Here is a 23,710-nt window from a genome sequence, read left to right as displayed (position 1 = left end):
GTCATGGCGGATGACGGTGGTTTTGCGGGTGCCGGCAACGACCCGACAAATGAGGCAGGAGCCGGCGCGAACGGCGATGCCGAAGTGGCCATTGCCGAACTCTTTGACGATTATCAGTCAGGTTTCAACGACTACGACGTTGATCGCATCTGCGATTGCTTCGCAATGCCTGCAATCATCTGGCAACATGAAAAGGGACACGTCTTTGCCGATGAAGATGAGCTGATTGAGAATATTGAAGCACTTCTGAAAGCCCTCGAGAAAGAAGGTGTCAGTCACTCGGAGTTTCATGTCGCGTCCAGCCATGTCAGCGGATCGGCAGCTCTGGTGACGCTGGACTGGACGCAGGAGAACTCGGACGGTGAGCCTGTATTTGAATTCGCTTGTCACTACCAGCTCATTCAGGACGGCTCGGATTGGGTGATTGCCTGCATAATCAATGATTGAGTGCTTCTTTCGTCCGGTACTGCGCTTATCTGCGTGTGTCGTTTTGCTGCTTTGCCTGTCCGGTCATGCGCAGGCGGACGATCAGGTAGAAACGACATTTGGTGCACTGACCGGAGCCCCAGCAGAACTTCGGGATTGCGAACTGCCCGAAATCGGTCCTGGCACGGTTTTCCTTGAAAACGGGTGCCGTTACCGCCGCAGTATCACGATAGAACAGAGCGATGTTTTGCTCGATTGCAGGGGCTCAACAATCACCGGAATGCACCGACGCGGCATCGTCATCCGCCCGGGACTTCGCAATGTCACGATCCGCGACTGTCGATTGCATGACACCGGTGGCATCTTGATCGAAGGCCAAACGCCGGAAGATGACGCGCCAGCGCGCGATGCTGCCCGAGCCGCTTCGTCTAGCGGCGTTGTGCTGGAGCATCTGACGATTACCGAATCCTATATGACCGGCGTCTTTGTCGATCATTATGTCGTTGGCGCAACGATCCGGAATTCCATTGTCGCGGATGGACATCATGTCGGCATCTACCTGGAACACGGTTCACAGAAAAACACCGTGTCGGGAAACCTGATACGCAACAACGGCCTTTTCACCAATCAGGGCATTCGGCGGATCGGCCCGACACGGCGCGAGGGTCTTTCGGTCGACGGATCCGCCTTCAACCTGATTGAGAACAATGTTTTCGACAGCAATGCCTTCGGTGGTATCTTTCACTACAAGAATTGCTGGGAGTTTCACACGACCAACCCGGAAAGCCGGCCACGCCTGCAAGGCTCTGATGGCAATGTCATCCGCGGGAATATTTTTAAAAACATGGACATCGGTATCTGGGTGGCTTCACGCCAGGCGCGGGACCTGGTGATGTGGGACTGCGGTGACGAAAGCCCTTATGAAAACCCGGTTTCACTGGAGCTCATGATGGGTGACAGATCCTGGGGCAAGTCCGACGAATTCCTCGGCTACCGTTTCAACCCGGAATTGATCGCCGGGTTTGTCGACAAGCGTGCGCTTTCGCCTCGCTGGCCGTTTCCGATGAAACTTCGCCTCTTTGAAGACTTTGCGAAGGACAATCTCTACCAGGGCAATTGTTTTGAAAACCTGCAAACCGGCATTCGTATCGAGGACGACGGCAACGTGGTCGAGGACAATTTTTTTGTCGGGGATTTCGAATATCTGTATCTGGGGAGCCCGTTTCGGGCAAAATACTTGAACAGACCTGTTGTCGGAACGGTTATTGAGAACAATCGAAACTATTCACCTTCAGGCCGAGATTTCCTCCAAAACAGTTTCCTAGGGAAAGGGGAGCACAATCAAACAGTGATCCTTCAGCCAAAACCGTCAGAAGCCGGCGCTGGTGCAGAAACGTCCTGCCCAAGCGGCTGAACGACGGTATTCAGACTGCCATATATACCTGCACACAGATGGTCGAGCATTTGTTCGCGGCTTTCAGCATCAGAAACGCTCCCGACAGTGGCATGCAGGACCGAACGGACCATGTTCATGATGACAATGACCGCTGGTTTCAGTTGATCTCCCTTTTGCAAGTCAGGCCTTTTTGACAGGAAGTTCAAAACGATCTGCGCCATTTCGTTCTGGAAACCGTCTTGGTCGACCAGTTTCGAGCGGGCAGGGATCCATGCGTCAAATTCTGTGTGAAGGCGCGGCGTTTTCATATGCATTTCCAGGTTGGCAGCAATGATGTGCCTGATTGCATCCTTCAGCGGCAGGTGCTGACTTCTGTCCATAGCTCCCTTGACCACGGCAAGTACCTCTTCGTGGTGCTTTTTGTGAACTGCCAGAATTAGGGAATCCTTGTTGGGGAAATACTGGTAGAGGGACCCGATGCTGATGCCGGCCCGGTCCGCGATCTGGTTTGTCGTTGCTGCTTCAAACCCGTGTTCGGCAAAAACCTGCCGGGCAGCCTCAACAGTCGTTTCCACCATCATTCGTGAACGCAATTGTTTGGGCTGACGCCGCGGTTGCGGATCCGTTTGCAAAGGCACAGACAACTCCTTCTTCCTGTCGACCGTCTCTAAAAGGGAACGAGATTGGACAGAAATGTGACGGGAACGCGAGTAACCTGAAGGTCAATGCTCGCCGAATGCCGTTAAGTGGGAATTTAATCGATAAAAATCAATCGGTTAAATCTAGATTGCTGAAAATTGAGACAGCGAACCACACGATTGGGAACGCGAGTATCTGAAAATCCATTCTGAAGCCAAAGTCCTGCTGCCAACCGGCGCTTGTTCGAAAAGCGCCACATCTATTGACTTGGACGGAGGTTACACAGTTGCGCAACCGCAAGGATTTTCCACTGACAACCGGATTGATGCTGGCCTTAACCGGTTGCTGCGCAGCACCGGCATTGGCCGCGGATCTGCAGGCAGACGTGCCTGAAAACGTCATCCTGGAGGACGATGAACAAGAGGGTTTTCATGGCATTATAGTCCTGGGCGGCGGTGTCCAGCCGGACTTTGAAGGGGCCGCTGAGTATGCCGCTGTACCTCTGCTTTACGCCAACTTGACCGCATTCGGCCTTGGGCTGGAAATCGAAGGTCCTGAGGTTTCGTTAAATCTCAGACCCGACGCGGCCTTCCAGTTCGGACCTTCAATCGGCTACGACATGGGCCGCGATGGAGCTTCCAACAAAGTGGTTGATCGTCTTGACAAAATTGACGCTGCCTTCGAAGTCGGCGGCTTTGCCGCCTATCAGTTCAGTTCACTTTTGGCCCAATCAGACGTCTTTGAAATTTCTGCCGAGTTGATGGCCGATGTCTCAGGTGTTCACGAGGGAGTGTCTGGCTCCATTGGCGCAAGCTATATGTACGGTGTTACGGATCGATTGCGTCTGGGAACGGAGGTGGCCGTCGGATTTGCAAGTGACGGTTACATGGATACCTATTTTGGTGTGACAAGCGGCGGGGCTGCACGTTCTGGCCTTCAGTCCTACACCGCGGGAGGGGGCGTGAAGGACGTCAGTCTGGGTGCGACTGCCAGTTTCAATGTGACGGAACGTTGGGGCATCGTAGGAAAGGTGGGCTATTCCAGACTTCTGGGCGATGCTGCCGACAGTCCGATCGTCAAAAAGGAAGGCTCAGCCGACCAGTTTTCAGGCGGCATTGGAATTTCCTATTCGTTTTGATGGTGATGCGGAGGCGGTTGCCTCCGCTTCCCACCAGGCCAAGACGAACGTTCAGCTGGCGACATGGTGAAAGAGGTCACCGGTGCACTTGTAGTCAGTTCCTGAGACGCGGTGCGTAAAAATAATGATCGTAGGGATGACCGGGATAGTCCGTTCTGAGAGCACCGACGTCTTCTTCCGCCACTGGTTGCACGTAGCACGCGCCATTCGTACGGTCGAAATCAATGCTTTTGCACCAGGGACGTTGAACGCAGATTGATTTGCAGATTTCGATCGTCAGGGCAGGGTAGGTTTCCTTGTTGTGCCCGGGAATGCCGGCGTTCGCAACAAGACCGAATCCATCGGAGTCTATAGGCGCTGATTTTTGCACAAATCCTGGAGCATCCATGTGGTCAAGCTCCTGCTGCAAATATGCGATCCGGTCGCTGTACATTCCGGCATTGCAGAAATAGTTGTCTTCGCAGTCGTCTCGGGTGGCAAGCCATTCTGCGAATTCCCGCGCCATTTCGGCGCGCGCTGGCGCATCAAGGACAGCATAAAGCTTGTCGGACACTTCGCCCATTTGAGCATCGCGCCGCAGCAGATCTTCATCAGCGCAAATGAATTGCTCATTGTTCGTTCGGGCTGCGTGGCAGTCCATGTGAAAATCGGGTTGATCTGAAGCGTTTGAGATAGAAAGTCCGGCCCCGAACGTCAGGATCAACGAAACCAATACGGCAACAACAAATTTCATTGGACCCCCCATTTTGAACCAGCGTACTGGACGAAACGGGGGACCGCAATTTGGAGAAATTGACAGAGGTTGTGGCCCAGTCGACTGTGTCTATTTGTTAGTTGCCTTTGATGCCTTGCGTGTGGCGCGAGACGGCTTGTTCTTCTTGGAGGCTTTCTTTTTCGTCTCGGATGATTTGGCAGCAGATTTTGACCGGGGCTTGCCGCGTTCCTCGCCTGCTTTTGGGCTGCGCCGAGATTTTTGCTTTTCGGAATTGTCAGCCCCATCGAGTTCGCGTGCGAGTGCTTTCATGTCCAAAGGCTCATATGCCGGATGGTGCGGGGCTGCGTCGTCATCTGAAGAGCGCCGGCGTTTTTTGTTTCTGGGGGCTTCATTGTCCCGCTTAGGGCCGCGCTTTGGGCGCCCTTGCTTCAATGTGTCTTCCCGGCCCATGCTCTCATAGTCGGGGGCATCAGCATTTCGAGGCTTGCGCCGTGGTGGTGCGTTCCGGCTTCCGCGCGAAAAATCCTCTTTGGGCGGTGACGGCACTTTACCGCCTCGCGCATCGAGAAGCTCGATGACGACATTTTCCTCGCCCGTGCCATCGCGTTTGATGACTTCGGAGAATCTCTGGCCGTGGCTGCCTGCAATCTCAAAATAGAGTTGGTTCTGGAAAATCTTGATTGCGCCGACTTCCCGTTTGGTGACGTGACCGGCGCGGCAGATCATGGGCAAGATCCAGCGTGGTTCAGCACGTTGCCGGTGTCCAAGTGACAGCGAGAACCATACTCCATCTTCAAACTTGCCGGTGATCTCAGCGCTGCGGCCGCCGCGCGAACCCGCGTCCCGGCCTCGGAGCGCGGTGTCCTGAAGGTCTGAAACATCTTCTGGGGCCGGTAGGCGAGATTGCCGCAGCTTGACGAACGCGGCTGCCAGTTTCTCCGGGCTATGGAGTGCCAGAAGTTCCATGGCAACGGCCTGTTCTTCTTCTTCAAGTTCTGCGCTCAGAACCGGATCGGCAAGAAGTCTTTCCTTGTCTTTCTGGCGGATATCATCAGCTGTCGGCGCGCCTTTCCAAGTCGCCTTGATGCCCGCAAACTGCAGCACACGTTCGGCCTGCCGCCGGCGCGGAAATGGCACCATGAGCACGCAGGTTCCTTTGCGGCCCGCGCGGCCCGTCCGTCCGGACCGGTGCAAAAGAGCAGACTTTCCTGTCGGAAGATCGGCATGGATAACCAGATCAAGGTTGGGCAGGTCGATACCGCGTGCCGCCACGTCTGTTGCTACACAGACCCGCGCACGGCCATCTTTCATCGCAGCAAGCGCATTGGAGCGTTGTTCCTGGCTGAGTTCGCCGGAAAGCGAGACAATTGAAAAGCCACGATTTGCAAGCCGCGAAGTCAGACGGCTTACAGCTTCGCGCGTGGAGCAGAAGACGATTGCCTTTTCCGCTTCATGGAGACGCAAAACGTTTATGAGTGCGTTTTCACGTTCATTTGGTGCTACGGGATGCGCGACATAGTCGATGTCGCCATGCTGTTCTCTTGAATTGATTGTCGAAAGGCGCACGGCATCCTTCTGGAACCGCTTGGCAAGCTCGGCGATCTGCTTCGGCACGGTTGCAGAAAACATCAGGGTGCGCCGTTCTCTCGGCGCGGCATCCAGTATGAATTCGAGATCTTCACGGAAGCCCATGTCGAGCATCTCGTCGGCTTCGTCGAGTACGACGGCCTTGATCTGCGAAAGATCCAGCGCACCGCGTTCGATGTGATCGCGCAGGCGACCCGGTGTACCGACCACAATATGGGCGCCACGCTCAAGTGTGCGACGCTCTGTGCGCGGGTCCATGCCACCAACACAGGACGCCGTCACCGCGCCTGCTTCCGCATAGAGCCAGGACAGTTCCTCTTTGACCTGAAGCGCAAGCTCGCGGGTTGGCGCGATTGCCAGAGCAATAGGAGACGATGCAGGGCCGAGGCGTTCCTCGCCTTCAAGCAGGGTGGGTGCAAGGGCCAGCCCAAAGGCAACCGTTTTACCGGAACCTGTTTGCGCTGAAACAAGAAGGTCTGCTTCTGGCGGCGCTTCGCTCAGAATGCTTTCCTGTACGGGAGTGAGGCTTTCATAGCCCCGTTTCGCCAGCGCGGCCGACAGGGCCGGGGCGAGAGACGTCAATTCGGTCATCGAGATCTTTCAACTGCTCCGGATCATCTGCATGCCAGTCAGCAGTCTACCGGATCGGGCCGATTTTGCATCGGCCAAGGGATGGGCGCGGCTTATACAGCGAATTTACATGAGCGTCCATCCCGGTAATTCAGTCGGATATTAAGAAGTATCCAGATTTTTCCCGATGTGAATTTGAGTGCAACCGGCAGCACAACCGTCAAAAATACCGTAAGTTAGTAAATTAAAATCTCTCAGCTTCTGGTTATATCAAAAATTAACCAGCTCAGGCGCAGATTTACCCCAGGGATTGCTGGATTTGGGGAATTGCGATGTTGAAATCGATTCGCGTTCAAATTGCGTTGTTAGCTATTGTGCCGTTGTTGGCTTACGTGTTTGCCAGTTTTATTGCGCTGCAGGAAGCGGGACTGGAACGCACAACCGCTTCCGAGATTTTGCCAATTGCCAAGGTCGCCGAAAAATCGGAAGCACTCTTGCATGAACTGCAGAAAGAGCGGGGCCTCACAGCTGGCCTTCTCGCTTCAGAATATGGGGCAAAAGAAAGTGGCCTCCTGTCAGCTCAGCGGTCTGCAACCGACATCGCCTTGAGCGAACTTGGCAACATGGTCGCCGAGTTTGATATTACCCGCGAAAAACTGCAAAGCGAAGTTGAGCATATCGTTTCAGGGATGGATGAAATCAGTGTCCATCGTGCCGGAATAGACGGGAAATCGATCACCGGGGGTGATAATCTCAAGTTCTATTCCACCAAGGTTCGGGATCTCATCACCATTGTCCAGGAAGCGCAGCATGCAAGCGCTGACGCCAAGTACGCGAGTCTGATGACGCCTTTCCTCTTGTTGACGGAAGCGACAGAGGCTGGCGGACTGGAGCGCGCTATCGGCAGCCAATTGTTCACGACTGTCGCCAAAATCGGCGAGGTGCCGGCTGAAAGGTATCTGGCCTATTTCGAACGCCTGTCGATCGAATCCGCCTTCCTCGACAATTTCAAGCGTATTGCGACGCCTGAAGAGCTGGAGGCATATAACCAAAATGTGTCCGGACCTGTTGTTGCCCAGGTTGATGAATGGCGCGAGATCCTGCGTTCGCTGCCTGACACAAAGGACGGACAGAACATCGATGGTTTGGTTTGGTTCGGGAAAGCGACCGAGCGCCTGAACCTGATCAGGGAGACAGCGCTTGGGATGCTGTTTGCCGCAGAAGACCGCGCTGCGGAGATGGCCAGCGATGCCTCGTCTCACTTCATGTATGTGCTCGCAGAAACCGTCGTTGTCGTTTTGATCACACTGGCAATCTGTGTCTGGCAATTGCGTAGTGTCGACAAGCTATTGGCACAGCTGACCCAGAACCTTGTTCGCGTTGCCAAGGGTGACACGGAGTTTGCGATGCCTTTTACCGAGCGCAAGGATGCAGTCGGCGATCTTGCCAGGGCAGGCAGTGTCTTCCAGGAAAATTCCCGCGTGCGCACCTCGCTTGAAACGGAAGCAGTGAAGGAACGGGATCGCGAGCGGATGCGTCAAAACCACATCGAGGACCTGATCAACAAGTTCCATGCACTGATGGAGAGCGTTACCGCCGATGTGAACACCAAGACCGGTGAAATGACCGAGATAGCCGCCAAAGTCCGGGATATTTCACAGGATGCTTCGGGCGCTGCGACCCAGGCAAAGGATGCCTCGACATCTTCCTCGAACAACGTGCAGACAGTGGCTGCGGCCGCAGAGGAAATGTCGGCCGCTATTCAGGAGATCATGAATCAGGCAGATCGTGCAAACACTGTCATTGGTGAGGCGACCGACGTCGCGCAGCGCACCGATACGAATGTTTCAAGTCTCGCTGACGCGGTTGATAAAATTGGTACGGTTGTTGAAATGATCCGCGCCATTGCCGAACAGACCAATCTTCTGGCGCTGAATGCAACCATCGAGGCAGCACGTGCCGGCGAAGCAGGCAAAGGGTTTGCGGTTGTCGCGGCGGAAGTGAAGGAGCTATCAACGCAGACTGCGCAGGCGACCGAAGAAATTTCCAACCAGATCTCGTCTGTTCAGGGCCTCACAAATGAAGCGGTAGAATCAATCCGGCGGATATCCGGCTCTATTGAAATGATCAATGACGTGACCGGGGCAATCACCACCGCGGTTGGTGAGCAAAGCGTTGCGACCCAGGAAATATCACAAAGCATTACCATGGCGGCGACGGAAACCGGCAATGCCGTGAAGAGCGCCGAGACCGTGGATGAGGCAATCCATATCACTGCAGGTGAAGCAGAAGCCGTCGACCGTATCGCGGGTGAGGTCAAACGCGTCGCCGCAGAAATGGCCCAGGGCATCGAAGGCTTCCTGCAGGAAATGGCGCACGATGTCGAGGAGCGTCGCCGTGCAAACCGAAAACAGGAATCCGGACAGGAAGTTACGCTGACGACTGAAGACGGAAAGCAATACACCACGAGACTCATGAACAGCTCGGAAGGTGGCATAGGTGTCATGACTTTCGACGGCGCCCATGCAGGAATGCAGGTGATGTTTGAAGAACCCTCAGGTGACCGCTTCCCGATGGCCGTCAAATGGGTGCGGGACGATGTTGCAGGTCTGCAATTTCTCGAGGCACAAGACCTGAATGCGGCGGCAGCCTGACAGTCTTGAAAACTTGACGCTGTAACTGATTGAGACACTTAACCGGGAAAGACTTGCAACACACAAGCTTTCCCGGTTGGTATTGGTTTTATGCGTTCCTTTTCGAAACTGCTCGACAGGCTCTCGTTAGAGCCCAGACGTCTCGCAAAAGAGGCGTTGCTGGTCAGATATTTCCAGGAGACCTCGGACCCGGATCGCGGCTATGCGCTTGCGGCTTTGACGGGCGGACTGACATTCAAGAATGCCAAACCGGCTCTCCTGCGTGCGTTGGTGAGCGAGCGCACGGATCCAGTGCTCTTCGCGCTTTCCTATGATTTCGTTGGAGACTTGTCGGAAACCATTGCGCTTATGTGGCCTGCACCTGAGAAATCGCAGACTGATAGCAAAAATGCTCCTGCACCCGACATTGCCGATATTGTCGACCAACTTGAACACGCCGGCAAAACAGACGTTCCCCGCCTTTTGATCGGCTGGTTGGATACCCTTGACGAAACCGGCAGATGGGCCCTGCTGAAACTCGTCACCGGTGGATTGCGCGTTGGTGTCTCGGCGCGCCTTGCAAAATCATCGGTTGCGAAACTGGGCTCGTTGAATGTCGCGCAGGTCGAAGAGGTCTGGCACGGCATGGCACCCCCATACGAAGCACTTTTTGCCTGGGCGGAAGGTAAGGCCGAACAGCCTGACATTGATGATCCCGCACCATTCCGGCCGGTTATGCTCGCACATCCGCTCGACGAGACCAAAGACCTTGAGCTGCTGGCAGCAGCGGACTTTGCCGTTGAATGGAAATGGGACGGTATCCGGGTCCAGGCGTCGTCGGGCACAAACCGTCAAGGTGAACCAGTGAAACGCCTGTACAGCCGAACCGGAGAGGACATTTCAAAGGCATTCCCCGACATCATGGACATCCTTGCGTTTGACGCCTGCATTGATGGCGAGCTTCTGATCGTGTCGCAGAACAAGGTGCGTCCGTTTTCGGATTTGCAAAAGCGCCTCAACCGAAAGACCGCCGGCCCAAAATTGTTGCGGGACTACCCGGCCGCTATCCGCGCATACGATCTGCTTTATCTTAAGGGCGAAGATCTGCGCAGTTTGTCCTTCCGCGAACGGCGCAAGAAACTTGAAGCCTTTGTTGCCACGTTGTCGGAACCGCGGGTCGAAATCTCCGACATGGTGCCTGCATCATCCTGGAAGGAAATAGCTGAAGCCCGTGCAGAGCCGGCGGAGTTGCTGAAGGACGGCAACGCAGAGGCCGTCGAAGGTGTGATGCTCAAGGGATGGGAAACGCCCTATGTAACCGGACGGCCAAAGGGCCTTTGGTTTAAATGGAAACGGGAACCGAAACTGGTAGACGCAGTGCTTATGTATGCACAGCGAGGTCATGGCAAACGGTCATCGTTTTATTCAGACTACACATTTGGTGTTTGGCGCCATGGGGATGACGGACCGGAACTCGTCCCTGTCGGCAAGGCATATTTCGGGTTCACTGACGAGGAACTGCGTGAAATTGACCGGTTTGTCCGCAACAACACAATCAATCGCTTCGGCCCGGTTCGCGAAGTCAGTCACGATCCGGAAAAGGGATTGGTTCTGGAAGTTGCTTTTGAGGGATTGAACCGCTCAACGCGCCACAAGTCTGGAATTGCCATGCGTTTTCCGAGAATTTCACGGCTGAGATGGGACAAGCCCCTTCCGAAGCAGACCACATCGAAACCCTCCAGGCGCTGCTGCCGGTGGAAGGGTAACTCCCGGTGTGCCGAACGGTCCTGGTGGTTTGAGACGGATGAAGGTCTTGAAATATCGGCAATTGGCCGTGCTTTGGACACGGAATTGTGGCACCTGTTGAGTGCGCGGGTGTCAGAAGACGCCGTGTTCTGTAACTGGAGACACATAATGTCAAACCGCAACACGTGGTTTCTTTCCCTTCTGAGCGGCATTGTGGCCGCAATGATTTTCGCCACTTCAGTCGGTGCCGAGAGCAGGGTCTCTCCGGAAGATATCGAAGCGGTTACAGGCGGCGCGGCTGATCGCTATTCACTGGTCGCCGTTGACGATGATATTCTGAGGGTTGATCGGCAAAACGGCACTGTGTCGGTCTGCAAGGAACAGAATGCCTCCTGGCGGTGCAATCCGGTGCCCCTCGCGGAAGATGCGTATCTTGCCGAGATCAACGATCTTGCGGAAGAGGTTGACCGTCTCACGGCACGGCTTCAAGAGTTGGAAGACGGGGCCGGCGATGGCGCAATAGTGCCGCCGGGAAAGGCACCTGAAAAGGCGGATCCGGAGACAGGTTCTGAAAATGAAACCTCGCGCCTGAACGAAAAGGACGAGAAAGAGCTAGAGCAAATGATGACCTTTACCGAAAGCGCGATGCGCAGGTTCTTCGGTATGGTGCGCGAGCTTCAGCGCGATTTCGAAGGTGAAGGAAACTAATTTTCCTTCACTCCCATTTTCGAGATTTTCCTGTTTTACCGACGTCAATCGATCAGCATCTTGTTGATGGCCTGATGTGCCTCTTGGGGCAAAGAAACGGCTTGCCGTGCCTCTAGATCCATAGTGAGTGCAACAACGTCAAGTGTGGCTGCCAGGCGGCCGGTGCGGCTTTCGAACAGATGGTGGCGCATCGAGAACGTTTTTGGACCCACACCGGTAAATCCAGTCGCCACGATCACTGTGTCACCCGTTTTTAAGGGTGTCGCCCATGTGAGTTTCATTTCCACCGCAACACGACCAAAACCGTTTTCGGAAAGATATGAATGCGTCATCGGTGTGCGTTGCCAAACATGAGCAACACCGTCGGTACAACATGACAACGCGAACTGATCGTCTGCCTTGTTGTCAATGCCGATATCACGCGGCAGGACGGTGCCCCGATAGCAGATCTGAGCGCCCTTTGACTGCACTCCGGGCAACGTCGTTCGAAGGCCGGCAGGGCCGGCCGAGAGGCCTCTTGGTGAGGCCTCGGAAATCATCGGTGTCTGATAATCCGAAAATCTCTGGCGGAGGTTCTTGGCTGAACTTGCATTTGGCTCATAACCATCGAGTGCCGTCGCGGCCAGCATTCCGGTGCCACCATCCCGCAACTCGTGAATGACGGTCAACATATGTGGACCGTCGAAGGCAACACTCGACTGAACGGTGATGAGGTCGCCGGTGCGCAGCTCTTTGTGAAATCTGACGTGTCGGACCCTTCTTGCGCCGACAAGGGTTTCGCTCAGGCCCGAGATGAGTCGAAACTGACGATCCGCCTCTTCGAACCGGTTGAAGTAGAACTGCACGTTAAGATGGTCGTTTTCATCGCATTCCCAGCGATTGACAAACGAAAATAGCGTTGCCTGAATTGTCATTATTTAAAATCGTATGCCCAGTGATTTTGATTATGTGTGCAATCGCTTGCAAGTTCATTTGTTGCTGTCTTTACGTAAATTATCAACAGCAAATGTAGTCTGTGGAAAAAATACGCTCACGGGTGAATGGATACTGCATCCATTCATAAATTCACTTCGCATAAGTGAAATAAACTCTGGGTTGTTTGGGGAGCTGTGCTGCATGGTGCAATTAATACTTAGGTTATTCAGCGTAAGGTTAGGTCATTGTTCCTTGCCGCGGTGCATTTGCGAATAATACGGGTTCGCCAAAAGCATGGTTTGACTTGCGAGTTCTCCTTGTTGCAAACATACTGAACTAAAGGCCGCAAGAATGAGTGTCACGCTCGATAACCAAATGGTCTAAGGCACAGGGATGTCCCAATTCGTTGGACGGGGGACTGTGCTGCAAAAGGACCGTTGAGGGAGGAAAACAACGTGTCGGCGACAACGTACAAGTTTATCATCGCAGACGATCATCCCTTGTTTCGTGGCGCCCTGCGTCAGACGCTCGAGACCCAGTTTCCAAATGCCTCAATAGAAGAGGCTGGTGCGCTTGAAGACGTCACAACACGCCTGGAACAGGACGGGGATGCGGATCTGATTCTCCTGGATTTGACCATGCCGGGCATGCGTGGCTTCTCAGGTCTCATGTATTTGCGGGCACAGTTTTCTGGAGTGCCGGTCGTGGTTGTTTCCGCCAATGAGGATCCTCAAGCCATTCGGCGTGCGATTGAGTTCGGTGCATCAGGTTTCATCCCGAAGTCGCATGGTATTGAAGTCATCCGGCAGGCGATTTCCGAAGTCATGAACGGGAATGTCTGGACACCGCCGGATGTTGATTTGTCAGCTGATGACGGTGGCAGTGATCTTGTGCAGCGTTTGTCCACGCTCACACCGCAGCAGGTGCGGGTTCTGATGATGCTTTCTGAAGGACTTTTGAACAAGCAGATCGCCTATGAGCTGTCGGTATCAGAGGCAACCGTGAAAGCCCACGTTTCAGCGATCCTGCAAAAACTGGGTGTGGAAAGCCGCACCCAGGCCGTGATTGAAGCGTCGAAGATTGAAGCCGGCCAGTGGCAGCTTGGCGGCGAAGAAGAAACGAAAGCTGCAGAAGCGCGCTAAAGCGGTCAGCGCTTTGGCAAATAGACCCGAATTCTGCCCGGTTTCTGCCAGTGCAAGAACCACCCTGCTTGCGCGCTTCCCCTAAAGTAATTTGAAATTCCTGTCGATTCTATTCGGGCGTCTTTACCGGACCTTCAGGGTATTCCCCTATAGCTCGTCCTGCGGGGAGATTCCGCGCTCAAGTTTCGAGTAGCAATCGCGGAGACAAAATGCGCTTTAGCGCCCACTGGAAACTGGTCTTGCTGACGATCGGCAGGGCATTCCTTTCGACTGGTAAGACAGTCCAGGGAGAGCTAAAAGATCGCACGGTCACCCCGACCGGTCAGCAGGATTCCGATCCAACCAGGGCCTTTCTTCTGTCTTTCGGGTATCCGGTCGTTGAGGAGGACGTTGCACGCAAGGTTCGCGCGGCGCAGATCTCCAGTATTGCCCGCCTGACACCTTTCACTGTGTTGGCGAACTTGATCAATGCCATTGTCATTGTCCCTGTCTTCTTGGGAATTCTGCCGAACGTGGTCGTCTTTGGCTGGCTGGCTGCCGTCGTCGGACTTTTGACGCTCACAACGAGCAAATGGATCAGTGCCAGCCGGTCTCCCATCGAGTCGGCCTCCCGGCGGGCACTCGACAAAGCGGTTTCCCATGCCACGATCTTCAGCGCTTTATGGGCCGTTGTGCCGATCGCTGCGTTTTCGAGCGGTGATGCAAACGCTATCTGGATCGCCTCTTGTGTGACCACCGGCATGATCTGCGGTGGCGGGTTTGCTCTTGCGACTGTTCCTCAGGCAGCCATTCGATGGGTGGCCATTATTTTCATTGCCTCAGTCCTGTCGCTTTCCATCGATCCGAGTGCATCCACCTGGCCGTTATTGTTTCTGCTTTCGAGTTATGCGGTCGTGATCGTCTGCAGCGTGGCGTCCGCAGGGTGGCTGTTCGCATCTCACTTCCTGGCGGAGGCCGAACTTGAACACCGCGGAGAGTTGATCGCTTTACTTCTTAATGAATTTGAAGAAAAGGCCAGCGACTGGATCTGGGAAGCGGACAGCCAGGGCACGTTGCGCAATATCTCTGAGCGTTTTGTTCACGCCAGCGGCAGAACACAAGACGAACTTGAAACATTGCGCATGGTGGACCTCGCTTATTCGCTCGACGAAAGCGAAGCACGTGATGTTGTCGGCGACCTGGAAGAAGCGCTGGAACTTCAAAAGACATTCCGCGACAGAGTTATCGGGGTGGATGTAAAGGGCGACGAGCGCTGGTGGTCCCTGTCTGCCCGCCCGGTTTATGACGATCATGGGTCCTTTGCAGGATATCGCGGCGTGGCGTCAGATATCACCGAGACACGGCGTGCTAACGCACTTGTCTCACATCTTGCCGAACACGATTCCCTGACTGGAATAGGCAACCGAAGCTGGTTCCTGAAACAGGCTGAGCAGTTGCTTGAAGAACAGTCAAAAACCGGCCGGACGACTTTGACGCTGTTCCTTATCGACCTGGACAACTTCAAGGTTGTGAACGATACAAGCGGACACCCGGCCGGAGATGAGTTGTTGCGACAGGTCGCGAGCCGCTTTTCCTCAATCAGCGAAGGCAGAACGGTTCTTGCAAGATTTGGTGGTGATGAATTTGCCGCCCTTGGGCAGTTCGTGAGCGATCAGGCAGCAAGTGCATTCGCCGAGGAAATGGTCAATGTGACCCGCAAGCCATTTCGGATTGGCCGCAGAGATTTTGCTATTGGTGCAACGGTTGGTTTCACGCGCCTTCGCGATGACACCGACACAGTCGATGACCTGATGCGCAAGGCGGATATTGCGCTTTACAAGGCCAAGGAAAGCGGACGCGGCAGGGCACTTGCGTTTGAAGCCGACATGGAGCGGGAAGTCCGGGAGCGCCGGGAAATGGAAGCCGATCTGCGCGAGGCGTTTGAATACGGCAAACTGGCAACCGAGTTCCAGCCGATTGTCGATGCGCGCACTGGCAAGGTCGTATCCAGTGAAGTGCTTGTGCGCTGGTTCCACCCGACGCGTGGCGAAATTGGCCCGGACACATTCATTCCTATTGCCGAACATGCGGGCCTGATCTTGCCATTGGGGAACTGGGTTCTCAAACGTGCCTGTGCCGCCGCAGCGCAGTGCCCGGAGCTGAACAGTATTGCCGTCAATTTGTCACCGGTTCAGTTTATGGATCCAAATCTCGTCGAGCAGGTTACAGCTGTGCTGGCTGAAACCGGCTTCCCGCCCGAGCGGTTGGTTCTGGAGATCACGGAATCCGTCTTCCTGAAGGATTTCGGAACAGCTTCCACCAAACTTGCGAAACTGCGCGAACTCGGCATTCACATTGCGCTTGACGATTTCGGAACGGGCTATTCGTCGCTTTCGTATTTGCGGCAGTACAAATTCGACAAGATCAAGATCGACAAGTCGTTCGTGGACGAAATCGGTGAGCGCAGCGACGGGCTGGCCATCATTTCGGCGGTGATTGCACTTGCGCACAATCTTGGTCTTGAAGTGACAGCGGAGGGTGTCGAGCGCAAGTTTCAGGTCGATGCCTTGCGCACGCTTGGATGTGACACAATGCAAGGCTACTATTTCGGCAAGCCGAACGCGAACCCAATGAAGATCACCGACGTTGTGAACGAAGACTGGGACCAGCCTCTTTCTGAAGAGAATTCGCCGGTGGCCGGGCTTTTGAAGCCGGCCAGTTGAACAGCGTCCTGGCCACAATACCTTGTAAGTTACTCTGCTGCCTGACCTGCCTGACAACGCGCCAGATGTGCCCTTAGTGCAGCCGGCTTGACCGGTTTGTTGAAGAAGCTGATGTCTTTTTCTCCAGCTTCGGTTCTGACGGCCCGGCTTCTGTCTGCCGTGATCAGGATCGCCGGGATCTGGTTTCCGAATTTCCATCTCAATCTGACAATGGCTTCAATGCCGGTCCCATTGTCCAGGTGGTAGTCGGCAAGGATCACATCGGGTGTCAGGCCGGCTTCATTCAGTTTTGCTGCCGCTTCCGTGTCGTCCGCAGCGGTGAACACTCTGCAATTCCAGCTGGAAAGCAAGTGCTGCATTCCACTGAGGATATCGGGTTCGTTGTCGATCGCAACCACGCATAGGCCGTCCAGCTGTCCCAATGATGCGGGCATCTGCTGAACCGGTGTGAGATCCGGCAAGGCTGCCGAGCGAGGCAATTCGACCGAAAAACAGGAGCCTTTGTAGGCCTCTGAACGCAATTCCACGGGGTGTTGCAGTACATGGGAAATTCGTTCGACGATTGAAAGTCCGAGCCCGAGACCCTTTGCCACGCGCATTCCGTCATCCAGTCGATGGAATTCCTGAAAGATCGCCTTTTGCTTGCTTTTGGGAATGCCCATGCCGGTGTCGTGGATTTCAACCAGAATGCGTTTGCCGCGTCTGCGGCAGCCAACGAGCACGCGGCCTTTCTGCGTGTATTTCAACGCGTTTGAGACGAGGTTTTGGAGCAGCCGCCGTAACAGACGGCGGTCCGTCCGAACGGATAGAGACGTTGGAACAATTCGCAGCTCCAGCCCTTTCTCCTCAGCAACAGGCTGGAAGTCCAGGGCAAGTCCCCGCAGGATTTCATCCAGCCGAAAGACGGTTGGTTCCGGCTTCAACGCTCCTGTATCCAACCGGGAAATATCGAGCACCGCACCGATGATATCTTCAACGGATTCCAGCGCTGTTTCGACATTGCGGACAAGTGAACCGTCTTCACCGTCCTTGAGTTTGTCCACCAGAACAGAGGCATAAAGACGGGCGGCGTTGAGTGGCTGCAGGATGTCGTGGCCGGCTGCCGCAAGAAACCTCGTCTTGCCGATGTTGGCTTCTTCTGCGGCGTGGGTCGCTTCAACGAGGCGTTCATTGACAGAGGTCAGCTCTTCTGTGCGTTCGCGCACACGGCGTTCCAGTGTTTCGTTAGCCCGTGCCAGCGCATCTTCCGCCATCACCCGCTCGGTAATGTCCGTATAGGTCGTCACGATGCCACCATCGGGCATTGGACTGATGCGCACTTCAAATACCGTTCCGTTGGAGGCCAGTCTTTCTTGAAAGGTCTCCTGCACCAGCACCAGTTTTTCCAGGCGGTCTGCAACAATTGCCTCCACCGGACCCGCCCCGTGCTCACCGCGTTCGGCATTAAACCTCACGATTGCATCCAGCGTCGTGCCGACCTGCCCATATTCTGCTGGCAATCCGAGGAGGTCGCGGAATTGGCGGTTCCAGCAGATCAGCCTGAGATCCCGGTCGAACACGCCGATGCCCTGCCGAACCTGATCAAGCGCCGTTTGCAGCAGATCCCTGTTGTATTGGATCGCCATGGAGGCATCGTCGAGCAGCTTGACCGCACCCTTCGTGGAGGGGTCGTGCCGCTTCAACATCAATGTGAGTACTAGGCGAGAGGAGGCAGCTCCAATCGCGCTTGCCAAGAGTTGCTCTGAAAACCTGAGCAGGTTGGCATCGGCCATCATATTCGGGTCCAGCTCCTTGCCACGTTCGCTGGCGAACCGCTGAAAGGAACGTTCGGTTCTCACGTCGCCAAGATAGCGCGCAACAGTTGCCTGGAGATCGCCCGCCGTCACGGAGGTGCGCCAGTACCGCAAGTTGGGCGAGGGGGCCAGCTTTGCCGGGACGAACACGTTTGCCTGGATGGTTTCCGCCGGGAGTGGCTTTCGAATGAAAGAAGCGCCGACAAACAGGCAGATATTGACGGCAAGGCTCCAGAGCGTGCCGTGTATGAACGGATCGATCTCAATGCCGAGAAGCGCCTGGGGTTGCAGCCATCCAATGCCGAAAGGGCCGGTTGCCAGGAAACCGTCGGAAAAAAGGCCGGACTTCGCAAAAGTCGGCAGCAATAGCGTATAGGCCCAGACAATGAAGCCGCCGCAAAGACCGGAAATAGCACCGAGCGAGGTTGCCCGGCGCCAGAAGAGGGCACCGACAAAGGCCGGTGCAAACTGTGCAATCGCCGCAAATGACAACAGGCCAATGGACACAAGAGCTGCGGTATTGCCAGCCGCTTTGTAGTAGGCATAGGCAAGCAGCAGGATGCCGAAGATCGCCAGACGCCTGATGGTCAGGAGCCGTCTGCTCATGTCGCGGCCGTTTGCGTTGACAATGTCCTCTTCGCTGTGACGGCGCAGCAGTAAGGGCACCACAATGTCATTTGAAATCATGATGGACAGCGCAACAGTGGCGACGATCACCATGGCGGTCGCAGCAGACAGACCGCCAATGAACGCAAACATGGCCAGCCAGTACTGACCTGCATCTATCGGCAGTGCCAGAACATAGGTGTCAGGGTTGATGTCCTGGCCGAACCTGAGCATGCCGGCAGCGGCAATCGGAATAACGAAAAGATTGATCAGCACCAGATAAAGAGGAAACATCCAGGTGGCCCGGCGCAACTCTTCGTCGGAATTGTTTTCCGTCACGGTGACATGAAACTGACGCGGCAACAAAATGACGGCAAAGGCCGACAGGCAGGACATGACGAGCCAGTTGCCGATATTGATGGGCTGGTCGAAAACCTGAGCGACTTCCGGAGCTTCCGAGATTGCGCGGACGAGGTCGAGCGGACCTTCGAACATGAAATAGGTGACCCATATGCCGACCGCCAGAAAGGCGAGCAACTTGACCACCGCTTCAGCCGCGATGGCCAGCATCAGTCCTTCCTGGTGCTCGGTGGCGTCTATGTGCCGTGTGCCGAAGGCCCAGCTGAAGATCGCCATGCCGAGCGCGATCATCAGGGTTATGTCGTCAAAAATCGGCGCGAAAATAAAGCCGGGCGAGATCAGAGATCCGGCCATCGTGGTGATCGACAGCGACAGGGCTTTGAGCTGCAGAGCGATATAGGGAATGACACCGATGACGGCGATCAGCGTGGCGAGAGCGGCAACCGACTGGCTCTTGCCGTATCGAGCGCCGATAAAGTCGGCGATCGAGGTGATGCTCTCTGTCTTGGAGATCTGGATTATCCGCTGCAGCAACGGATAGCCGAGCGCAAAGACGAGCAGTGGGCCGATATAGATCGTCAGGAATTCAATACCGGTTCGGCTGGCGTTGCCAACAGAGCCGAAAAATGTCCAGGAGGTACAGTACACAGACAGCGACAAGGCATAGATAAACGGTCGGCCGCCAGAGCGCGACGAAAAACGCCGTCTCATCCGGTCGCCGTAGCTTGCAATCGCGAACAGACACAGGATGTAGGCCGTTGCGGTTAAGATCACGAGCCATCCATGCAGCATGGTCTGGTTTTACCGTCCTCCCGTCCGGTTTGGCATTACGCCAGATGATGATTGCCCTTGCGTCTCTGCGCAGTGGCATTCAGCTTCGCAATTTTGTGATCCGACCACAGCTAAGTGGTTCTGTCCATTCGCCTTGTGAACAACATCGGCATTCCTTGTATTTTGCACGGATTGTTCGAGCGATTGATCACCATTGGTGAAGTCTTCTTCACATCCTTTCATGAAACAAATGGCGGCAAAGTAAGTAAGCTTGGTGCAAGGAAAGCAAGGAGTCGGCGTGACCAGCCTGATAGACCAACTGAGCCCGGAAGCCAGAAACGCTCCGGAAAGCGGAATTGTTGAAGTGTTCAATGCTGGCCGGGGCCGGGAAGATCTGATCCCCCTTTGGGCAGGAGAGGGAGACTTGCCGACGCCCGCATTCATATGCGACGCGGCAAAAGCTTCACTGGACCGCGGCGAAACCTTTTACACCTACCAGCGCGGCATTCCGCAACTGCGTGAAGCGTTGGCCACCTATCATTCAGATCTCTACGGTCGATCATTTTCTCCGGAACGTTTTTTCGTGACCGGGTCCGGCATGCAATCCATCCAGCTCGCCGTTCAGGCTGTTTCGGGCGCAGACCAGGAGGTGATCGTTCCGTCGCCGACCTGGCCAAACATCACTGCCGCGGTGGAAATTCACGGTGCTCAAGCGGTTCGCGTGCCCATGCGGGAATCCGATAGCGGGTGGCAGCTCCACCTGGATGACATTGAGGCCGCCATCACGCCAAGAACATCGGCACTCTTTTTGAATTCACCATGCAATCCAACCGGGTGGGTTGCAGACCGTCAGCTTCTCAAGGATTTTGTAGCGCTTGCAAGAAAACATGATCTCTGGATCATCGCTGATGAGATTTACGCCTTGTTTTACTATGGAGAGGGACGTCGGGCCCCCTCATTCTATGATGTGGCGGACGAGGAAGACAAGATCCTGTTCGTCAACTCCATGTCCAAGAACTGGGCCATGACCGGATGGCGTATTGGATGGATCTCGGCTCCGCCGGTCCTTGGCCAGGTGATCGAAAACCTCATTCAATATTCGACGTCCGGTGTGCCGTCCTATTCTCAGTGGGGCGCGGTCGCTGCTTTGAGCGAGGGACATGATTTCTTGAAAGAGCAGGTGGCAAGAGCCGAAAGAGGCCGACACTGCGTTGTTGAAGGGCTAAATAAGGTTGACCGGGTGAACATTCAGGCGCCGGACGGTGCGTTCTATCTGTTTTTCTCCATAGACGGTGTTGAAGACACTCGCCAGTTCGCCCTCGACCTTGTTCGTCAAACCGGCGTCGGTCTCGCGCCGGGCACCGCCTTTGGTGTTGGCGGTGAGAACCATCTTCGCCTGTGCTACGCCCGCCGCACAGACCATCTGGAAACGGCCATTGACCGAATTAATTCTTGGCTGACAGCGATTTAGGTGCCGGGTGGGTTGTTCGGATACGTAAAAGCCCCTAAACCTTAAATGGCGTGGAATCCATTTGAGTGTCGGTATGGGGCAGGACGGCGTAATAGAGCGGGAAGAGGAAAACGCAGCCGTATCGGAAGCGCGTCTTGCAAGCGTGTTCGATACAGCCGCAGACGGCATCGTGGTCATCAACGAGCGCGGTCAGATTCTTGCTTTCAACAAGGCCTGCGAACAGTTGTTCGGCTACGAGGCCGCGGATCTGCTGGGCCGGGATGTCAGCCGCATCATGCCCCATCACTACGCGAGCCAGCACAAGCAATACATGCACAACTACATTTCCACCGGTGAAAAGAAAATCATCGGCATCGGCCGGGAAGTGCAGGCGCAACACAAGGATGGCACGGTTTTCCCAATTGAACTGTCCGTGGGTGAAGCCGGGACGCATTTTGGACGCCAGTTCATCGGTATCTTGCGGGATCTGCGACCGCGCAAGGCCATGGAAGACCGCTTGTCCAAGACACAAGCGCAATTGCTGCACATGACCCGGATCAGCGCTCTGGATGAGATGGGCGCAGCTATTGCTCATGAACTCAATCAGCCTTTGACGGCAGTTCTGCTTTATCTGCAGTCCGTTTCCCGCAAGGCCAATGCCGAAGACTCACTGGATCCGCTCATTGTTGATGTGATCGGCAAAGCGGTCCGTGAAGCCGAACGCGCCAGCGAAATTATCCAGCGCATGCGCCAGCTGGTGGAAAAGAAAGCTCCAGAACGGCAGACCATTCAGGTTGAGGACTTCATCAAGACCTGTGTGGAAATGGCAGAGCTCGGGAGTTCCGATGGATACGCCTATCTGCAGGCGAATGTTGCCAAAGAACTGCCAATGCTGCAGGCAGACCCTGTTCAAATCCGTCAGATTTTGATCAATCTTCTTCGCAACGCACGCGAAGCAGTGATAGACGTGCCGCAGAAAAAAGTTTTCCTGTCCGTTTCCCGGATTGGCGACACCTTGGAGTTTCGGGTCACAGACAATGGCCCGGGTGTTCCTGAAGAGCTTGCAGGCAATCTCTTTCGAGCCTTTTCAGGCGCAAAACACAAGGGTGTCGGTCTGGGATTGGCAATCTCCCGCTCAATCGCGCAAAATCACGGCGGTGATTTGAGACTGGAGAATAACAAGGATGGTGGAGCGTCGTTCGTTTTGACCTTGCCGGTCGAACCGAAAGACGAAGAAATGGTCGAGCCATCCGGTTCTGCCACGACAGAAGATTAAGAGCGAGGAATACGTCCACATGAAAGCTGACGCGGAGGCCATTTACATCGTTGATGATGACCCTGCGGTGCGAGACGCGCTGTCTGTTCTTTTCAATATGGAAGGATATGTGGTCGAGACATTTTCCGACGGCGACACATTTATCGAATCGGCCAGCAAGGCTGTTCCGGCATGCGTCATGCTGGATGTGCATATGCCAGGCCGTTCGGGAATTGAGATCTTGAAGTCTCTCAATGCTGAAAACTACCCGGCACCGATTTTTATCATCTCGGGCCAGGGCGACATCCCGATGGCTGTTGAAGCTATTCGTAACGGCGCTTTCGATTTCATCGAAAAACCCTTCTCTGCCGAGACGGTCTTGGAGCGTGTGCGCGACGGGATCTCCCGTATGAAGAAACAAGGGGACGTTGCAAGCCCGACATTCCAGGGCGCTGAACTTCTGACACGGCGTGAACTTGAGGTACTCAAGGAGATCACCGACGGCGCTTCGAACAAGGAAGCCGGCCGGACACTGGGCATCAGTCCGCGGACTGTCGAAGTACATCGTGCGCGCATTATGGAGAAGCTCGGAGCTCGGAACGCGGCTGATCTGGTGCGCATTGTACTTGGGCATCCAACTGCGTAAAGCGTCGTTAAGTTCGAAGAATTCTGCCTTTTGCTCTCAAAGCTGTGATGCATGCTGGTATTTGTGCGTACATCCCGAGCTGTAAATTTGGAGTATCTGTAAGGCAAGGTCAGGTAATTGTGCCTGACCATGGGATTGCAGTACGTGGTTGTTCATATTGTAGAGGATGATGAAGCGGTTGCAGATGCGCTTGCCATGGCGCTCGAAGATCTCGATCATCGTCCCAGAACATATCCGGACGGCGAGACATTCCTCGCCCGGGCGCGCATCGCAACGGATGACTGGGTCTTTGTTGACCTGGGACTGCCGGGCAGGAGCGGTGCAGACGTAATCCGAGATCTGCTGGATTCTGGGCAACCTCCCAATATTGTTGCAATTTCCGGAAAGTCGCGAACCAATCTTCTGCGCCAGTTGCGCGAGTTGCCAGACCTGAAAGTTTTGCGCAAACCGCTGTCGATAGAGATGATTTCGGACGCAATGGGATAAGAAGAAATCCCTACCCAGCGACAAAA

The 23,710-nt window shown here is 54.9% G+C and carries 16 protein-coding genes and 1 pseudogene; 12 read left to right on the top strand and 5 right to left on the bottom strand.

Annotated features, from left to right (window positions below; all coding sequences use genetic code 11):
* Positions 1-3 precede the first annotated feature (3 nt).
* Positions 4-447 carry a DUF4440 domain-containing protein gene (locus tag ACZ1HV_RS08270; protein WP_472717804.1) on the top strand — a complete coding sequence of 148 codons (444 nt, stop codon included), beginning with the start codon at positions 4-6 and terminating at the stop codon, positions 445-447.
* Positions 440-1,840: a right-handed parallel beta-helix repeat-containing protein gene (locus ACZ1HV_RS08265; protein WP_472717803.1), complete on the top strand. Its 1,401-nt coding sequence runs from the start codon at positions 440-442 to the stop codon at positions 1,838-1,840. Before ACZ1HV_RS08270 ends, ACZ1HV_RS08265 begins: the two co-directional genes overlap by 8 nt.
* Here the strand turns inward: ACZ1HV_RS08265 and ACZ1HV_RS08260 are convergent.
* Positions 1,783-2,460, bottom strand: coding sequence for a TetR/AcrR family transcriptional regulator (locus ACZ1HV_RS08260; protein ID WP_298813443.1), 678 nt, complete (start codon positions 2,458-2,460; stop codon positions 1,783-1,785). The genes ACZ1HV_RS08265 and ACZ1HV_RS08260 overlap by 58 nt on opposite strands.
* A gap of 287 nt (positions 2,461-2,747) precedes the next feature.
* Here ACZ1HV_RS08260 and ACZ1HV_RS08255 point away from each other — a divergent pair, with 287 nt between their 5' ends.
* Positions 2,748-3,599: a MipA/OmpV family protein gene (locus ACZ1HV_RS08255; protein ID WP_298813441.1), complete on the top strand. Its 852-nt coding sequence runs from the start codon at positions 2,748-2,750 to the stop codon at positions 3,597-3,599.
* Positions 3,600-3,693: 94 nt separating this feature from the next.
* On the opposite strand, the gene ACZ1HV_RS08250 is transcribed toward ACZ1HV_RS08255, so the two are convergent.
* A complete protein-coding gene (locus ACZ1HV_RS08250) occupies positions 3,694-4,332 on the bottom strand; it encodes a PAN domain-containing protein (RefSeq protein ID WP_472717802.1) in 639 nt (212 codons plus the stop codon).
* Positions 4,333-4,422: 90 nt separating this feature from the next.
* Entirely contained in the window at positions 4,423-6,492 is a 2,070-nt protein-coding gene (locus tag ACZ1HV_RS08245; RefSeq protein ID WP_298959248.1) for a DEAD/DEAH box helicase, read from the bottom strand.
* A gap of 311 nt (positions 6,493-6,803) precedes the next feature.
* Here ACZ1HV_RS08245 and ACZ1HV_RS08240 point away from each other — a divergent pair, with 311 nt between their 5' ends.
* The 3 genes and pseudogenes from ACZ1HV_RS08240 to ACZ1HV_RS08230 all read left to right on the top strand — a co-directional run bounded on the left by ACZ1HV_RS08240 (position 6,804) and on the right by ACZ1HV_RS08230 (position 11,558).
* Positions 6,804-9,125, top strand: coding sequence for a methyl-accepting chemotaxis protein (locus ACZ1HV_RS08240; RefSeq protein WP_472717801.1), 2,322 nt, complete (start codon positions 6,804-6,806; stop codon positions 9,123-9,125).
* Positions 9,126-9,215: 90 nt separating this feature from the next.
* Positions 9,216-10,870: pseudogene (locus tag ACZ1HV_RS08235) on the top strand (cisplatin damage response ATP-dependent DNA ligase).
* Between the two features lie 148 nt (positions 10,871-11,018).
* A complete protein-coding gene (locus ACZ1HV_RS08230) occupies positions 11,019-11,558 on the top strand; it encodes a hypothetical protein (RefSeq protein WP_472717800.1) in 540 nt (179 codons plus the stop codon).
* A 44-nt stretch (positions 11,559-11,602) separates the two neighbouring features.
* Here the strand turns inward: ACZ1HV_RS08230 and ACZ1HV_RS08225 are convergent, their stop codons facing one another.
* Positions 11,603-12,472 (bottom strand): acyl-CoA thioesterase, encoded by an 870-nt coding sequence (locus tag ACZ1HV_RS08225; RefSeq protein WP_298813431.1) that lies wholly within the window; start codon positions 12,470-12,472, stop codon positions 11,603-11,605.
* Positions 12,473-12,928: 456 nt separating this feature from the next.
* Here ACZ1HV_RS08225 and ACZ1HV_RS08220 point away from each other — a divergent pair, with 456 nt between their 5' ends.
* Both ACZ1HV_RS08220 and ACZ1HV_RS08215 read left to right on the top strand, forming a co-directional pair.
* A complete protein-coding gene (locus ACZ1HV_RS08220; protein WP_298813429.1) occupies positions 12,929-13,615 on the top strand; it encodes a response regulator transcription factor in 687 nt (228 codons plus the stop codon).
* A 209-nt stretch (positions 13,616-13,824) separates the two neighbouring features.
* Entirely contained in the window at positions 13,825-16,317 is a 2,493-nt protein-coding gene (locus ACZ1HV_RS08215) for a putative bifunctional diguanylate cyclase/phosphodiesterase (protein ID WP_472717799.1), read from the top strand.
* A 29-nt stretch (positions 16,318-16,346) separates the two neighbouring features.
* Here the strand turns inward: ACZ1HV_RS08215 and ACZ1HV_RS08210 are convergent, their stop codons facing one another.
* Positions 16,347-19,868, bottom strand: a complete 3,522-nt coding sequence (locus ACZ1HV_RS08210) for a PAS domain-containing hybrid sensor histidine kinase/response regulator (protein WP_472717798.1) — start codon at positions 19,866-19,868, stop codon at positions 16,347-16,349.
* Positions 19,869-20,145: 277 nt separating this feature from the next.
* On the opposite strand from ACZ1HV_RS08210, the gene ACZ1HV_RS08205 reads away from it, so the two are divergent.
* The 4 genes from ACZ1HV_RS08205 (at position 20,146) to ACZ1HV_RS08190 (ending at position 23,684) form a co-directional block, all read left to right on the top strand.
* Positions 20,146-21,318, top strand: a complete 1,173-nt coding sequence (locus ACZ1HV_RS08205) for a pyridoxal phosphate-dependent aminotransferase (protein ID WP_472717797.1) — start codon at positions 20,146-20,148, stop codon at positions 21,316-21,318.
* A gap of 61 nt (positions 21,319-21,379) precedes the next feature.
* Positions 21,380-22,573 (top strand): two-component system sensor histidine kinase NtrB, encoded by a 1,194-nt coding sequence (locus tag ACZ1HV_RS08200; protein ID WP_472717796.1) that lies wholly within the window; start codon positions 21,380-21,382, stop codon positions 22,571-22,573.
* A 19-nt stretch (positions 22,574-22,592) separates the two neighbouring features.
* The gene (locus ACZ1HV_RS08195) at positions 22,593-23,198 is read left to right on the top strand and encodes a response regulator transcription factor (RefSeq protein ID WP_298813419.1); all 606 of its coding nucleotides are present in this window, start codon (positions 22,593-22,595) and stop codon (positions 23,196-23,198) included.
* A gap of 144 nt (positions 23,199-23,342) precedes the next feature.
* Positions 23,343-23,684: a response regulator gene (locus ACZ1HV_RS08190; RefSeq protein ID WP_152502879.1), complete on the top strand. Its 342-nt coding sequence runs from the start codon at positions 23,343-23,345 to the stop codon at positions 23,682-23,684.
* Positions 23,685-23,710: the final 26 nt, after the last annotated feature.

The organism is Roseibium sp. JB4-4 (assembly GCF_055693425.1).
The sequence above is the reverse complement of the archived record's forward strand: the minus strand, read 5'-3'. Positions and strand labels throughout refer to the sequence as shown.